Below are 15,069 nucleotides of genomic sequence, written 5' to 3' on the forward strand. Positions count from 1 at the left end.
TTTCGAGAGGCTCCTTCAAATCAAGTCTCCTTATAAAAAATAGAAAAAGGGCGACCGTACATCCAGTTACAACGATGCTTGGTCCGCCCTTTGATTTTTGCTATTAATATGTCCGTTCTTCTTCGACCTCAAGGTTTTTATCAAGAATGGACAGTTTGCTTGGTTTGTTTTCCTTTGCAATTTTTTCGGCGTATTCTATCGCTGCTGATTTCATTTCATAATGATCTGCAGGTGCAGTATCCTCGATTTTCACGAACCAGCCGTTCACATCACGGTCTGGTACTACACTATATTGTTTCATTCCAGCTCCCTCCTGATATTTTTGGTTTACTCATCCGTTCCCGCAGATCCCGTAATTAAAACCGATTATTTGTTCAATCCGAGTGCGTTCCGCGCCATATCCATATGACCATCCTCTCCAGTCTGTAAGGCAAACATCGCAACGGAAACCGGATAAGCAGCTTGATGCTCTGCAATATGCTCAAGCATCCTCGGCCACACACGACCACCAGCATTTTCATAATGCTTCAAAAGCGTTTCAGTGCCGCTTTTTCCGAAAATCATGTAATGCACAATGAAGTCCATTGCTGGATCCGTCACCTTCACCTCAGTCCAATCCAACAGCCCAGTCACTTGTTGCTCTTCATCAATCAGGATGTGCGCTGGATGAAGATCCCCATGGATCAAGGCAGAATGCTCGGGCCAATAAGAATCCTCTTCGATCCACTTTTGCCAACGAACCCACAACTCCTCGGAAACTCCGATTTCCCGTTTCGTCTGCTCCATTTTTTCCATCATCGATTTCCGTGCTTCACTCGGTTTGAGCACTTCGATTCCCGCATCAGCAACGCGGTTTTTATCAACTCCATGAAGATCTGCCATCACTTTAGCTAACGAACGTACATAAACATCCTTGATGGAGTCTGGTTCCACATGCCACGCATAATTCATGATTTCGAGATCGATCACTGCTAAAGGTGTTCCTACCACTCTTGGGTAGGCGATCAGATCTTGTGAATTCACCTGCCAATCAGGCACAGCGACTGGAAGTTCCTTTTTCAAAAGTTCAAGCGCTCTCCCCTCATACTCCGCTCGTTTCAAAATATCCCGACGTCTCGGCTTTCTAAGTACCCACGACAGTCCATTTTCATCTTTCGCAAACCCGACTTGAAAATCCATACCAGATTCATTGATTGTTAGTGTCTCAGGTCTCAGATAGAGTCCATGATTTTCCGCAAGATTCAAGATTTCATGTTCGTTTTTCAGTGTCATAAAAAAATCCCCCGTTCCGCTTTAGCTGCAGCCAGCCTGTGGTACTGGAAACGGGAGAGATCGATTAGATGACAGCAAAGAAAACTTGGCAAAGCCCACCCTTTGGCGCAGGCTGAGCTTTACTTGCGCTTATATTGAAGAAAGTATTTTATACTTTCTTTAAATGCAAAAAAGAGGCCGATTTGCCCCTCTTTTGTTAGCATTACATTGCAATTTTGAGTTTCCTGTAAAAAAGGCAGACCAATCCCGTTACCCTGCACACAGGCAGAGCTGATGAGCACTATTCAATTAGTGGTTCATCCCTGGAATCTTAGTCTGTAAAAAGCCACAAGAAACCCTCCGTTCTTTATAAGTTATATCGAGTATAGTATGATTTACAAAATTATCAATAAACAAAATGGAATTTATTAACTTTTTTGGTTTCTCTTATTCGTTTGAATACAAGGCTAGAAAAGAGATGTGAAGCTCCAATCATTGAAGAGAATACGAGGAATAAACCGAGTTGCCGAACCATACGGGTAAAATTCCAATCACGGTTAATAGCACAGGTATTTTGCCATATACACCATACTAGCTGTAAATTTTCATTTTCTAGTAAAAAAAGTTGATATTAAAGCTATACTGATCCGTAGTAAAATAAAAGCGATCGGGAGTGAATTCGTGAAGATAAAAGTTTTGTTATTTAATTCAACCACCAACAGATAAACACCCGGTATAAAAAATATGGCTCCAACCCATAAGTTCACTTTTCCATACAATGATAATTTGTTCAAATATCCCCCCTCCAACATTACCTTATCTTTGTGAGGCACTGTTTTATGCTATTTTGTATCGATTCATACTGATGATCACTGTTGATTTTTATGTAGAAGGTTTTTAAGAATGTCTTGATGTTAAATACCAAGAACCAATACTTTTCACAATCGAGTTGTCCTTTTTGGCCTTCTAAATTCATCGGTAATTCTTGTAACCATTCTTCAATTTCCTTTACATCTAATCCGGTATTCAGCATTTCAAGTATAGGTGTCAGGATCCTCTCATCCTCATTGTGAACATAAATGCTTTCAGAGATGAGGATCTTATTCAATAATGGTTGGAGAATTTCCAGATAGACTTCTTCGCTTGTTTTGGGACTTTTTATCAATTCATCAAACGTATCAGCAACATGAGCAATGCTATGAGCCCAACCTCTATCAGAAACGTAACCTCTCAAATCTTCTTCAAGAGTTATATACTGAATCAGTTTCTCTTTTATGTAAATGATCGTGTCTCCAGTTAGAAAATTCTCTGCATTATCTTTATGTAATATCAGTGCTATTAGAAGTGTCGAGAAAGATCGGGTAAATACCGTGTCTGTCCCTTTTTCACCGATTCCTTTGAACATTAAGTCACTTACACTACAATCTAATAGCTCTTTCAAAAGATCGGTTTCAAGTAGATTTTTCTCAATGATTAACTGGTAAAAGGTTGTGTAAATTAACTGATCTCTGAGTTCACCATCCGTAGAACCAATATGATTGATCATAGATTTCACTATCAATCTTTCATTCTCTTCATCCCAACCTGTTTCTCCCGACTTGATTTCCTTCAATATTTTTTTCAGTTCACTTTCCTTCATTATATTTTTATCTGCCAATATACTCATGTGTATCTCCTCACCTCCAAGGATCTGCACGCAAATTTCGCAACAAAGTCCTTTAACAGAGTTAATATTTTTTTTTAAAGTTGTGACACTGCGATATGAGATTATCGTTCGAAATGCGATATTGTGGGCAATGCTTCTTATTCTCTCATGTTTATCCATCATTAATATCCCACATAATTTACTTGTTATTTCTTCTTGGTCACTCACCCGATATACGGCGATTTCATTATTTTTCAGTTCAGCCTGAGTGGATGTGAAATATACAACCCATCCTGTTCCTCTTTCATCCCTAATTGTCCTTAAAACTTTGCGAATTGTTGAAGATAATGTTTGTTTTCAATGTATTCTTCATAGTCATTTTCCAATGCTTCAATCGCTAAAATTTCAGCTTTTTCTTGATTTATTTCATTTTTTTCAACACAACCGGTAAGAGTAAATAATAATACGATCACGAAAGGTAGAATCATACTTTTTATATGAATCACATCCAATACTTTTCACTTAATACCAATTATTTCAAATTATCAGTCCTAACTCAATGATTAATTTCATACAAGACTGAGATTTTGGTTAACAGAGGAGGAGACTTTCTCTCTACTGTCCCTTAAATGACTATCTCTCACTGTTTTACCTCTGTCGGTTCCGATAAGTCCATTCAAAAACTCAGCTAAGTATTGAAAAATCCTTTAGAAAAATAGAGCTTACCCTATTGCGGATAAACTCTATTACTTGAATATCATTATTTTATTGATTAGACATGGTCAGCCTAAAAGAATCGCCTTGGATTGATGGCATTTGATTTGCTTGAATTCCATTGTCCTTTGTGAATTTCAAAGTGTAAATGCTGGCCAGTCGATCGACCTGTATTCCCCATAATTCCAATCCGCTGTCCTTTTTGAACAGATGCACCATTGCCTACGTTACGCTCTCTTAAGTGAGCATAGACCGTTGTATAGGTTTGTCCATTGAGATAGTGGGCAATAAAGATTACATTTCCATAACTGCTAGAATAATAAGATTTAATAACTGTTCCAGATGCAGAGGCTACAACAGGAACCGTTCCACCGCGGGCAATATCAATCCCAGGGTGCATTCTTCCCCATCTTGGTCCGTAACCAGAAGTAAAGTAACCGTCTGATGGTTTTATGAATAATCCACCACTAACTGATGGCGTTGGAGCTGTTGAACTGCTATTACTAGATTGGCTGGAAGATTTCTTATTGTTGTCTTTTTTTGAAGCTGCGCGTTTTGCGGCCTCTTCAGCTGCACGTTTTTCAGCCGCACGTTTCGCTGCTAGGCGTCGCGCTTCCTCTTCCTGACGACGTTTTTCAGCTTCAAACGCTGATTGCTGCTTTTGTAGCAGGTCGGCTTCATCTTCCAAATTACCGAGTTCCTCGTGCATATGCTCTTCTTCTTTTTCCAATTCACTTAATAGCGAATTCTTGCGATCTACTTTTTGTTTCAAGCTTGCCTTCAAACTTTCGAGTTCTTTCATCTGATTTTTCAAAACTTCAAGCTTTTGTTCAACCTTCTGCTTTGTTTCTTCAAGTAACTTTTTATCAGCCTTATGTGCTTCAAGGATTTCTTTGTCTTGTTCTGCTATTTCATTCAATGCGAAAACACGGTCTAGAAAGTCCCCAAAACTTCTTGAGCCTAACAATACTTCTATGTACTGCACAGAGCCACCATTTTCATACATTGCGGTTACACGATCCTTGAGCATTTTATCGCGCTCTGCAATTCTCTTCTCCAATACTTTGATTTCTTCTTTAAGCTTTTCAATTTCTTCTTTAGTCTTGGAAATTTCATTCTCCTTGGATTCGATTTTCCCCTGAGTATCCGCCATTTGTTGATCTAACTTTTTTATTTCAGCATCAAGAAGGTCTTGATTGTGCTTTATCTTATCAATCTCTTCTTTCACTTTATCCTGGGTCGATTTATTTTCTTCACGCTTCTCTTTCACCTTATTAATCTTATCCTTCAAAGACTCTGCGTGAACAACGTCTACCCCTAAATGATTAAATCCAGCAAACAACAAACTAGCAGATGCTAAAACTGCTATCATTTTTCTTTTCAATTTTTTTACCCCCGTATGTAGATTGACCAACTCATCTATGTAAAGTAAAAACTAGATTTTTCGACAAATATTGAGAATTTATGTACCTTTTAACTATACTAGAAAATAATTTGCAAAAAAATAGTCTATTAGTCTGAACAATCGCAAGTAAATAATCTGTTTTTCCTATAAATCAAACTGTAAGTACTGATAGAGCAGGATATTGTAATACTATTAATAAATATAACTTATTTTAACACAAATTACTAATTATCTTTCTTTTCTGACAAATTAATGCAAAAAAATAGCAGTATGATTTCAACTTGGAAATCACCTGCTATTTTTATCGTATAATTCAACCAGTGTTACGAAGTCCTGCTGCAATTCCACTGATGGTGAGCAGTACTTCTGTCAGAGTTTCTTCATTTTCTGTTTCTTTTTCTCGTAGTTCCTTGATGAGTTCGACTTGCAGGAAGTTCAACGGGTCTACGTATGGATTACGTAGCTTGACTGATTCTTGGATCGTGGGCTGTTGGTCCAATAGTTCACTATCACCCGTGATTTGTAACAGCACCTGTTTTGTTTTCTCATATTCCTCTACGATGTCTGCAAAAATCCGTTCACCAAGTACCTGGTCGCCGACGAGTGCTGTATATTCCTTAGCCGTATGCACATCTGCTTTCGTCAATGCCATCTGTAAATTATCGATCGTGGACTTGAAGAAAGGCCAGTTCTCATACATTTGCTGCAATTGCTTCAAGTGGTCCTCACTTCTCGAAGCATAGTTTGCCAATCCTGTGCCAGATGCATACCACGCTGGAATCAACTGGCGATTTTGCGTCCAGGCGAACACCCATGGAATCGCCCGCAAGTTTTCAAACTTCGTGCTGTCTTTCCGCTTCATCGGTCGTGAACCGATGTTCAATTCACCGAGCTCTTGAAGTGGAGTCGCTTCATTGAAATACGTCAGGAAGTCTTTATCTGCAAACACGAGTGATTGATATTTTTCAAGAGAGACGTTCGCAATTTCTTCCATAGCTTGGTCCCACTGTTCACCATCGCGGTTGTCCACCTGTTCTGTTTCTTTCGACACGTGGGCTGCCCCTTCGACTAACGTGGAAACACCTTGTTCCAGGCTTCTGTACGCAATGTCACTCAATAGGTAGCGAGAAGATAAGACTTCACCTTGCTCTGTAATCTTTACGCCATCACCCAATGTTTCAGCTGGCTGTGATAAAATGCTTCGGTTCAACGGTCCACCACCGCGGCCAAGAGAACCTCCACGACCATGGAAAAATTTCAAGCGGACGTTGTATGCTTTAGCCATATCGTGGATTTCCTGCTGTGCTTTATAAAGTTTCCAGTTCGCTGTCAGCGTTCCGCCGTCCTTACTTCCATCGGAATAGCCCAACATGATCTCTTGGTGGTTTTTACGATTGTCCAGGTGTTTCTTATAGACGTCCATTTCAAACAATGATTTCAAGATTTCTGGGCCAGCTACCAGATCATCTACCGTTTCAAGCAACGGCGCGACATTCAGGTTGCTTTCTACTGTTCCATCAGCATGCAGACGGTAAATTCCCGATTCTTTTGCCAGTACCAATACTTCCAACAGATCGCTTGCAGATTCTGTCATGCTGACGAGATAAACTTCGATCGAGTTTTTTCCGAACTCCTTATGTGCATCACGAATCAATTGGAAGACTTTCAGCATCTTCTGTGTTTCTTCACTATAGTCCTCATTCAACAGCGTGATCGGACGCGGGTCTTTCAACACCTCTTCCAAAAGCTGTACCTTTTCAGGCTCTGAGAGATTACTATAATCGCTGTGGAGTCCTACTTTTTGGAAAAGTTCTGTTATCGCTGCTTCATGCTCCCCGCTATGGTTCCGGATATCCAAGGTTGCCAGGTGGAATCCGAATAGCTTCACTTGGCGTACCAATTTACGCAGCATTTTCAGTTCGCGTTTTGATGGTTGGTGGTTTTTCGCACTGTTTTGAATCAATTGAAGGTCAACAAGTAATTCATCCGCAGACTGATAACCTGCTTCTGATTTACCTACTTGAAGCAGACGTTCCAGAATGATGGCGAATTTCCGGCGATACAATTCTTCTTTTACTGGCCATCTCTTCTCCTTTGGAACGAGGGCTTCCTCACTTTCCACAGCCGCTTTGAGTTCCTCACTCACTTTTACCCGATTCATGGAATGACTGAATCGTTTCATCAATTCGACAAGGACTTCCTCATACTTTTTCAATACGAGATTTCTCTGTCTGTTCAGTGTTTCCCACGTGATTTCCGGTGTCACGTTCGGATTGCCATCACGGTCTCCACCGATCCATGACCCGAATCGAAGGAAGTTTGGTACATTCCATTTTGCTTTAGGGTAGCTTTCCTCCAGACGGTCCTCTAACTCCTGGTGGATATCAGGAAGTACATCGAATAGGGTCTGATCAAAATAGTAGAGTCCATTACGTACTTCATCCATGACGGTCGGTTTCCGATGTCTCAATTCATCGGTTTGCCACAAGACGGTAACCTCATTGAACAGGCTTTCCATGATTCGTTCACGTTCGTTTGCCGTCAGTTGAGGATGATCGAGCTGCTTCAAGATCGTAGCAATCCGTTTTTGAATTTCGAGTACTGTACGCTTCGTCGCTTCAGTAGGGTGTGCAGTGATGATCAATTCCAATGACAATTCATCAAGTACGCCCTGAATGACTTTCTCTTCGATGTTATGATCTTTCAACGACAAAACTGCACTCTCGATTGAGTATGGCTGTACGCCTTGATCTTCAAAAAGTTGATATTCGCGGCGACGACGAATACGATGATTTAGTTCTGCAATATTCACGAGGTGAAAATAAATGGAGAATGCGCGGATCACTTGTGCACGCATCGGGGGTTGCAGTGATTTTATTTCACTTTTCAATTTTTCATACGTAGCATTTTCACGATTGTTTCTAAGTTCTTTTGTCAGGTTCCGGATGGTTTCAACCTTATTCAATAGTTCTTCCCCACCGTGATGGACCAGAATTTCACCGAGCATATTACCGAGCAGGTTCACATCACGTCGTAAAGGTGTTGTAGGATCGTTTTTGGATTCATGTTTGAGTTCTTGGGTAGTCAACACTTTCACCTTCCTGTATTTTCTATTTCGAACAATAATGGTAACCTCGTTCATTTTTAATCATGTTATCAGAATTTTTGAGATAGTCAAATTGTTTAGATCGCTCAAAATCCTTGTAAGCGCTTGCTTTCTTAGGGTTTTCCACAACCCTGGATCGGTCCTTTTATAGAAGCGATAAGCTTTATCCGGTGTTAAACTTGCCGTTTAAAACTTTTTTTGCCTCAGTGATGGAGAACATAGAAAAAAATGCCCCAAAAGGCGTAAAATCCTTTGAGGCATTACCTGTATCAACTTAAAGGAAACTTGGCAAAGCCAAGCCTTGGCGCAGTCTGATCCTTATTCGCGCTTATACTGAATAAAGTATTTTTATACTTTCTTTAAGTGCAATAAAAGACATCGAATCTTTCCCATACTTTTTCTAATGCATCGAATCGATCTTCAAATCCTTCCTGTTTTGCTTTAGCTGTATAGATGATCAGAGCGTTGATCACACTCATTGGTGCGACGAAAGAATCGATGAACGAAGGCATTTGACTCGCTGCGGTCAACGATACATCTGCATGGGGGATAAGCGGTGATAGCAGGTTGTCCGTCAAAGCGACGGTCATCGCGCCTTTTTCTTTGGCATAGGAGAAGATCTCCACAGTGCTTTTCGTATATCTCGAATAGCTGATCCCTACGACCAGATCGTCCTTATTCAATTCGTATAACCGGTCTGAATCCTTTTCAATCGAATCGAGTATCTCTACATTGTCGAGGATCATGTTCAAATAATAGTGCATGAATGTACCTAAGGCTGCCGCACTTCGGTTCGCCACAATATAAACTTGCCGTGCTTTCAACAAGCACTCCACAGCTTGTCGGAAGCTTTTTATATTCAGATTTTTCATCGTCATCTGAATGTTATCCACATCACCCTTGAGAATGTCTGTGATTTCTTCATCCTTTTCTCCATAAACCTCCTGGGACATTTTCAAGCGTTCTGTTGTCGTCAATTGCTGCTGGACAGAGGATTGGATATGCTGTTGGAATTCAGGATACCCTGAGAAACCAAGATACGTCGCAAACCGTACCACTGTTGCATCACTGACATCAGCCTCTCTCGCCAATTTCCCTACATTCAAAAATGGAATCTGATTCGGATTTTTCAAAATATATTGGGCGACCTTCAATTGTGATTTACTCATTGATGGCATTTTTTCAGAGATGACCTTGTACACATTTATATCCATAACAAACCTCTCTCAACAAAAATTCTTTATCTTCAGCTTAACGTATTCTGCTTCAGATTACATACTCTCGACGGTTGAACGTTTATGCAGGATAGTCTTGATCGCTTTTTCGTGCGTGTCAATTGTCTGCGCTATATCTTTCTCCGTATGCGCGACTGACATGGAGTAGCGGTTGAGCGGTTTCGTGTATACCCCGTGTTCAAGCAATTCATAGTCCAATTCTTTTCGCAAAGCCGTGTCAGCTTTATTCATATCGCGGTAGTTCCTGATTCTGCCTTCAGCGAGGACGATGTTGAAAATACTACCCACCCCAACCGTCTGCATCGGGATACCGAATCGTTCATACAACTTTTCAAGCTCATTTCTCAGGAATTTCGTATTTGCAATAAGCTCCTCCATGACACCTTCCTGCTCTAACACTTCGATTGTCGCAAGACCTCCTGCCAGTACGGTCGGGTGCCCGTTGTAGGTGCCGCTATGGAAAAGCGCATTTTGTTTGTCCGCATTTTCCGCTCCAGCCGTCAGGATGTCCCTTCCGCCATCTGGTGCACTGATCTCCATGATCTCTTTCTTACCTCCGATTGCGCCGACTGGGAATCCACCTCCTAGAACTTTTCCGAGCGCCGTGAGTTCAGGTTTTATCCCGTAGATCTCCTGAGCGCCGCCAAGAGCTAATCTGAATCCCGTTTTCACCTCGTCAAAAATGAGCAGGATGCCGAGTTCTTCGGTTAGCTTCCGAAGACCCTTCATGAATTCCTGGTCAGCAGGAATGAACCCCCCCTGTACGGGTTCCATGATGATCGAAGAAATTTCATATGCTCTATCTCGTAAAATCTTTTCTGTGGCATCAAGGTCATTGAACGGAAGAATGATTGTATTTTCTAAATAGTAGTCTGGAATTCCACGTGATTCGGGCACTGCATTCGGGTGTTCACGATTACCTGCACGCAGTTCTTCAGGGTTCACGCTTAATAAAACCTGATCGTAACCACCATGATAGTGCCCTTCAAATTTGGCTAGCTTAGGTTTTCCCGTGTAAGCCATCGCCATCCTGATGGCAAGCAACGTCGCTTCCAATCCGGAATTCGTAAAGCGGGCCATTTCAATTCCTGGATAAAGTGAAATCAATTTTTCAGCCATAGTCGTTTCTAGCCTATGAGGCGTGCCGAAGATGGTTGTACCAGTATCCTTCATTTGATTCATAGCCGCTTCGATTACTTTTGGATGACCGTGTCCAAGAATCAATGCGCCATAACAGAGCAAATAATCGATGTATTCGTTCCCATCAACATCATACAGTTTGCTGCCATTCCCCTTATCCATGAAAATCGGGTGTGGTGCGATATGCTTGATGTTCGCAGTGACACCTCCCGGAATTACCTTTTTCGCTTTTTCGAATAACTCTGCAGATTGCTTCGTATTCGATCTTATTTGTGCCAACAGTAGGACCTCCATTTAAGAAATTTTAATTTCATAATTTATTATAACGCGAAATATTTATTTCATAAAGGATAAACCTCTTTTATTTATATGGTTCTAACGTAAAAATATTCATGAATTCTCCATTAAATATTTTTACAAGAAATGTAATAGAGAGTATTCCGTCCAGCATAGAATAAGAGGCTTTGAAATTCCATAGAGAAATGGGCGGAGAGAGATGAAGTTAGGTTTGAAGAAAGTCATTGTCGGGCTGTTATTGGTTTGTTTCATGTTTTTCTTTATGCAGCAACCTGCGTCAGCTTCAGCTGGATCATTCATCATCATCAATAAGTCGAATAACCAGCTCGCTTACTTTGAAAACAATAAGCTGACGAAAGTGTTCAAGGTGGCTACAGGTAAACAGCCCTCTTATACACCAGAGGGTCGATTCAAGATCGTCAACAAAATTGTGAACCGTCCCTATTATACGGGCAAAATACCTGGGGGAGATCCGCGGAATCCGCTCGGAAACAGGTGGCTCGGCTTAAATGCTAGAGGTACATGGGGAACCACTTATGCAATCCACGGGAACAATAACGCTCGATCGATTGGTCAGTTTGTAAGTGCTGGATGTATTCGAATGTACAACGACGAGGTGCAATGGCTTTTCAGCAAAGTGCCCGTGAACACACCCGTCATCATCACCACGTCTGGAAAATCGTTTACTGCCCTTGCTTCAGCGAATGGTTTTAACGTAAAGAGTGGTTCTGTCGTTCCTGTTTCCACGACCATTTTGAAAAAAGGAAGTCGCGGTGCTGAAGTGAAAAACGTGCAGCAAAGACTCACTGAATTAGGGTACAGCACCAAAGGAATCGATGGGATATACGGTAAAAACACCGATACCGCCGTTCGTAAGTTTCAAAAAACGAAAAAGTTGAAAGTCGATGGCGTTGTTGGTCCTGCCACAAAGAAAGCACTCGGGAAGATGTAGCCAACGATATCCGAGTTGATTGTGTGTAATTCTAGAAATTTTGGATTTATTCCAGAAATTTCAGAAGTAATCCTAGAAAATTTGGGTTTATTCCAGAAATTCAGGTAATAATCCTAGAATTTTTAGCTGGAATTCCAGGAATTAGTACTTTGTTCCTAATTCACGCCAACGTAAATAGTGGCCGATCCGTTAAAGATCGACCACTTTTATTATCATTTAGTTAGCATCTGCTAGGTCATAATTGAAGAATTCTGCGTTTTCTGGTGTTGTGTGCACGATTTTATGCCAGTATGGCTTATAAAGTGCCTCCAGTGTTTCGGCTGACTTTTCACTTCGTGCTCCAATGACGATCTTTCCGTTAATATCATCAATATCTGTCTTCGAAACAACATCGAACTTGATCGAGGTAGTGCTTAATTTTTCTCGAAGCTGTTCTTGAATCCATCTGTTCGTCCCGACTGGAACTGTACTATTGATTACCAACATGAAATCATCATTTACATATTCAGAGATTTCGGCTAAAATCCCTTCAACCTCTGACATATCTACGTGGTCATCAGCTAGAATCGGAATATCGACATCTATGAAAATGATTGAGGAGTCTTCATATGCTGTTTTGTTGTCAGTGGTCAGTTCGAGATTTAGGTTTCGGGAAAAAAGCGACGCCTTTGCACCTGCTTGTTCTTGTAGACATGTAACCTTGTGTCCGAGTCGTACCAATTCAAGACCTGAGCGCATTGCCACATTGCCTGTTCCTGTCACTAAAATGTTTGCCATTTTGAACCAACTCCTCTTCTGAAATGTGTGAAAACACTTCCATAACTGTATAATAATCGTCTGGTCATTATTTCAATGATCTTTTAGAAGGAATGATTACTCTTATCCTTTCCTCTTATTTCAAATACTAACAGCCGATTGTAAACTGCATATTAATCCCAATTAAATATATTGTTTACATTATTTTTATTTCTTTTTGGAAAATAAAATAAGGGTTTATTCTTTTTAGATTTAGAAAATTTGGTGTTGGATGTACAATCTTCGTTGAAATTATATGGGATCGTTTGTCTATATGGTGGCGGAGGCAGATCAGCATCCAGGTTTTCTACGAACGGGGTATCCACATATTCACCGCTTGAATCCTTTTGTTGACTCAATTGCGAAACAACAACTTGTCCAATACGCCTTCCAAGTTTCAATCCCTGTTCAAGGTCCACCGGAAAGTGAATCCCTCCATAAAGCCTTGAAATCGAGTCTTCTTCAGCAAGATCGTGAAGCCTTTGGGCTTCCCCTGGGAAAAAGTAGCCCAAAATGACTTCTGTACATCCTGAGATTGCAGAATGACCAGATACATAAGTAGGAAATCGAGGTGTACATAAAATAGGTTTTAGTGTCTGATCGTATTGTATCGGCCGGGCAACATCACATAGATATTTAAAATACCAAGTCACAACAAATGTATCGTTAATTCCTGCTTGGACAGCAGCTAAAACTCTTGCAGCGTAAGTTGGTGTCAATCCGTATGTGTCAATCAATCTATCGATGATCGGTGTCCATTGTTTTGTTGCAACCCCTGCGCCCCAATATTTAGCTATCTGGATCTGTTCAGGAGTTATATTCGCTAATGTTCGTTGTACAACTCTCAATTCTTCATCCCACGGAATATGATTCGGATGTCGAAGGTCAAAATCAATGACCCCATCAGGTGCCACAAAGTGGTTTCCTTTTCGTTTTATAAAATAAGTTGGCCATGAACCAGCTAAAGGATCAACCGGGTCAGAAGGTGGATTTCTTTCTCCTCCATAAGGTACTTCTGACCATCTTAAATAATTGTCTCTTTTCATTTCCTCACCTTTTTTTGTTTTTTGCCTATCCTCTAATAGTCTATGATGAGACAACTATTTAGCTTGTACATTCGTTTAATTTATCGGCAACTATTGAGTTTTCATATTCAACTCTTTATACCTGATTGCATTAATTCAAGTGTATGATCGCTTTCAGAAACCTATGCCAATCATGGTTTTTCATTTTAATTCTTTTAAAAGATGTTCAAATAGTCTCTCTGATCGTTCAAGCTTTTGAAGTCCTCTGGTCAAATGACTCAAGGAATTGATTTACACTTTTATATATGGAATCCGTCTTAGATTCAAATTGAGAAGTTTGATAATCCGGAAGCCATTGGACAGCAGCTGTATGAACATTTGCTGCAAGACCCGCTTCAATATCTGCATTACTATCTCCGATGAACATCGCTTCCTTTTCGTTGATCCCTAACTGCGATAATGCTTTCTGCAGACCTTCCGGATTTGGTTTCGGATTGGTAACATCATCCCCTGTGATGATTACGTCGAACATTCCATCCATATCAAGCTCTTGAAGGGAGATGTCTAAACTTCGTCTTGCTTTCCCTGTAAAAATCCCCAATTTCATCCCTTTATCTTTAACATATGTAAGTAATTCAATGATTTCTTCGTTTGAATCGACTAGCTGTCTATGACTATCCGAATATTTTTCATAGAACAGCTCGATGGCTTGATCCTTTTCGGCGTGGGTGAGGTTCTCTTTAATGATCCCGGTTTCCGAAGGTCCGAACATTTCTTTTATTTCGTCATCTGTCAGGTCTCTGTCGTCATATCGGTTAAAAACGGTCTGAAATGCATGAAAACAGACAGGCAACGTGTTTGCTAACGTTCCATCAAAGTCAAAAATCAATGCTTTCATTTTAAATCACTCCATTTGTTTACTACTCATACTTCTACTCTTTCAGCTTCCGACGCATTGTAATAACTAATTTAATTATTTTTCTATGATTTTTGTGAAATTCACTCCCTTTCCGCGGGCAAACGAAAAGCGGAAGCGACCCGATTATTCACGAAGGTCACTGGAAAACGGACGAGGAGGCTGTCGCCGCCGCAGGAAGTTTGAAGTGATCCAAGTGCTTGGTCGTTGAGCTAGACATCACTTCCCTGCATCAACCCACTTCGTAAGCCTCCTCACTTGCACAGGATGTCAACACAAAAATGAAATCATTTTCGTGTCTGCGATGAGAACTCTTAGAAGCTTTCCTTATGCTGACTTCGACGTTCACCACAGGACGTACTTGTACAGGATGTACTGACTTCGACGTTCACCATAGGACATGGTGGTATTTAGTCGAAGTTCATTAATATAGTCGAAGATCCTTTTAAAAACAGTGGGGTCTCGCTTGGCTCGCTTTTCCCGCAGGAGTGTCCCAAATTTCGCTTCAATCAAACTCAGCCAAAAATCAACATCATTATTTAGCAAAACCTTCTATTAAAAAGTGTATTTTGTCCATACCAATGGTAG

General features: G+C 40.7%; 12 protein-coding genes. 1 reads left to right on the top strand and 11 read right to left on the bottom strand.

Annotated features, from left to right (window positions below; all coding sequences use genetic code 11):
- Nucleotides 1-103: 103 nt before the first annotated feature.
- From KOL94_RS17600 to KOL94_RS17635, 8 genes are all read right to left on the bottom strand, one after another.
- A complete protein-coding gene (locus KOL94_RS17600) occupies nucleotides 104-301 on the bottom strand; it encodes a DUF2188 domain-containing protein (RefSeq protein ID WP_221567909.1) in 198 nt (65 codons plus the stop codon).
- Between the two features lie 65 nt (nucleotides 302-366).
- The gene (locus KOL94_RS17605) at nucleotides 367-1,272 is read right to left on the bottom strand and encodes a macrolide 2'-phosphotransferase (protein WP_221567910.1); all 906 of its coding nucleotides are present in this window, start codon (nucleotides 1,270-1,272) and stop codon (nucleotides 367-369) included.
- 790 nt (nucleotides 1,273-2,062) lie between these two features.
- Nucleotides 2,063-2,917, bottom strand: coding sequence for a DUF2785 domain-containing protein (locus tag KOL94_RS17610; RefSeq protein ID WP_221567911.1), 855 nt, complete (start codon nucleotides 2,915-2,917; stop codon nucleotides 2,063-2,065).
- Nucleotides 2,918-3,216: 299 nt separating this feature from the next.
- Nucleotides 3,217-3,384 (bottom strand): hypothetical protein, encoded by a 168-nt coding sequence (locus tag KOL94_RS17615; RefSeq protein ID WP_221567912.1) that lies wholly within the window; start codon nucleotides 3,382-3,384, stop codon nucleotides 3,217-3,219.
- A gap of 299 nt (nucleotides 3,385-3,683) precedes the next feature.
- A complete protein-coding gene (locus KOL94_RS25680) occupies nucleotides 3,684-4,994 on the bottom strand; it encodes a murein hydrolase activator EnvC family protein (protein WP_221567913.1) in 1,311 nt (436 codons plus the stop codon).
- Nucleotides 4,995-5,328: 334 nt separating this feature from the next.
- Entirely contained in the window at nucleotides 5,329-8,103 is a 2,775-nt protein-coding gene (gene ppc / locus KOL94_RS17625; RefSeq protein WP_260412534.1) for a phosphoenolpyruvate carboxylase, read from the bottom strand.
- Between the two features lie 377 nt (nucleotides 8,104-8,480).
- Entirely contained in the window at nucleotides 8,481-9,335 is an 855-nt protein-coding gene (locus KOL94_RS17630) for a MurR/RpiR family transcriptional regulator (protein WP_221567915.1), read from the bottom strand.
- Nucleotides 9,336-9,392: 57 nt separating this feature from the next.
- Nucleotides 9,393-10,790: an aspartate aminotransferase family protein gene (locus tag KOL94_RS17635; RefSeq protein ID WP_221567916.1), complete on the bottom strand. Its 1,398-nt coding sequence runs from the start codon at nucleotides 10,788-10,790 to the stop codon at nucleotides 9,393-9,395.
- A gap of 202 nt (nucleotides 10,791-10,992) precedes the next feature.
- Here KOL94_RS17635 and KOL94_RS17640 point away from each other — a divergent pair, with 202 nt between their 5' ends.
- Entirely contained in the window at nucleotides 10,993-11,745 is a 753-nt protein-coding gene (locus KOL94_RS17640; protein WP_221567917.1) for a L,D-transpeptidase family protein, read from the top strand.
- 216 nt (nucleotides 11,746-11,961) lie between these two features.
- On the opposite strand, the gene KOL94_RS17645 is transcribed toward KOL94_RS17640, so the two are convergent.
- The 3 genes from KOL94_RS17645 to KOL94_RS17655 form a co-directional block, all read right to left on the bottom strand.
- Nucleotides 11,962-12,522, bottom strand: coding sequence for a hypothetical protein (locus KOL94_RS17645; RefSeq protein WP_221567918.1), 561 nt, complete (start codon nucleotides 12,520-12,522; stop codon nucleotides 11,962-11,964).
- A 152-nt stretch (nucleotides 12,523-12,674) separates the two neighbouring features.
- Nucleotides 12,675-13,586: a vanadium-dependent haloperoxidase gene (locus KOL94_RS17650; protein ID WP_221567919.1), complete on the bottom strand. Its 912-nt coding sequence runs from the start codon at nucleotides 13,584-13,586 to the stop codon at nucleotides 12,675-12,677.
- 226 nt (nucleotides 13,587-13,812) lie between these two features.
- Entirely contained in the window at nucleotides 13,813-14,463 is a 651-nt protein-coding gene (locus KOL94_RS17655; RefSeq protein ID WP_221567920.1) for an HAD family hydrolase, read from the bottom strand.
- Nucleotides 14,464-15,069: the final 606 nt, after the last annotated feature.

Source organism: Alkalihalobacillus sp. TS-13 (assembly GCF_019720915.1).
Taxonomy (GTDB): Bacteria; Bacillota; Bacilli; order Bacillales; family Fictibacillaceae; genus Pseudalkalibacillus.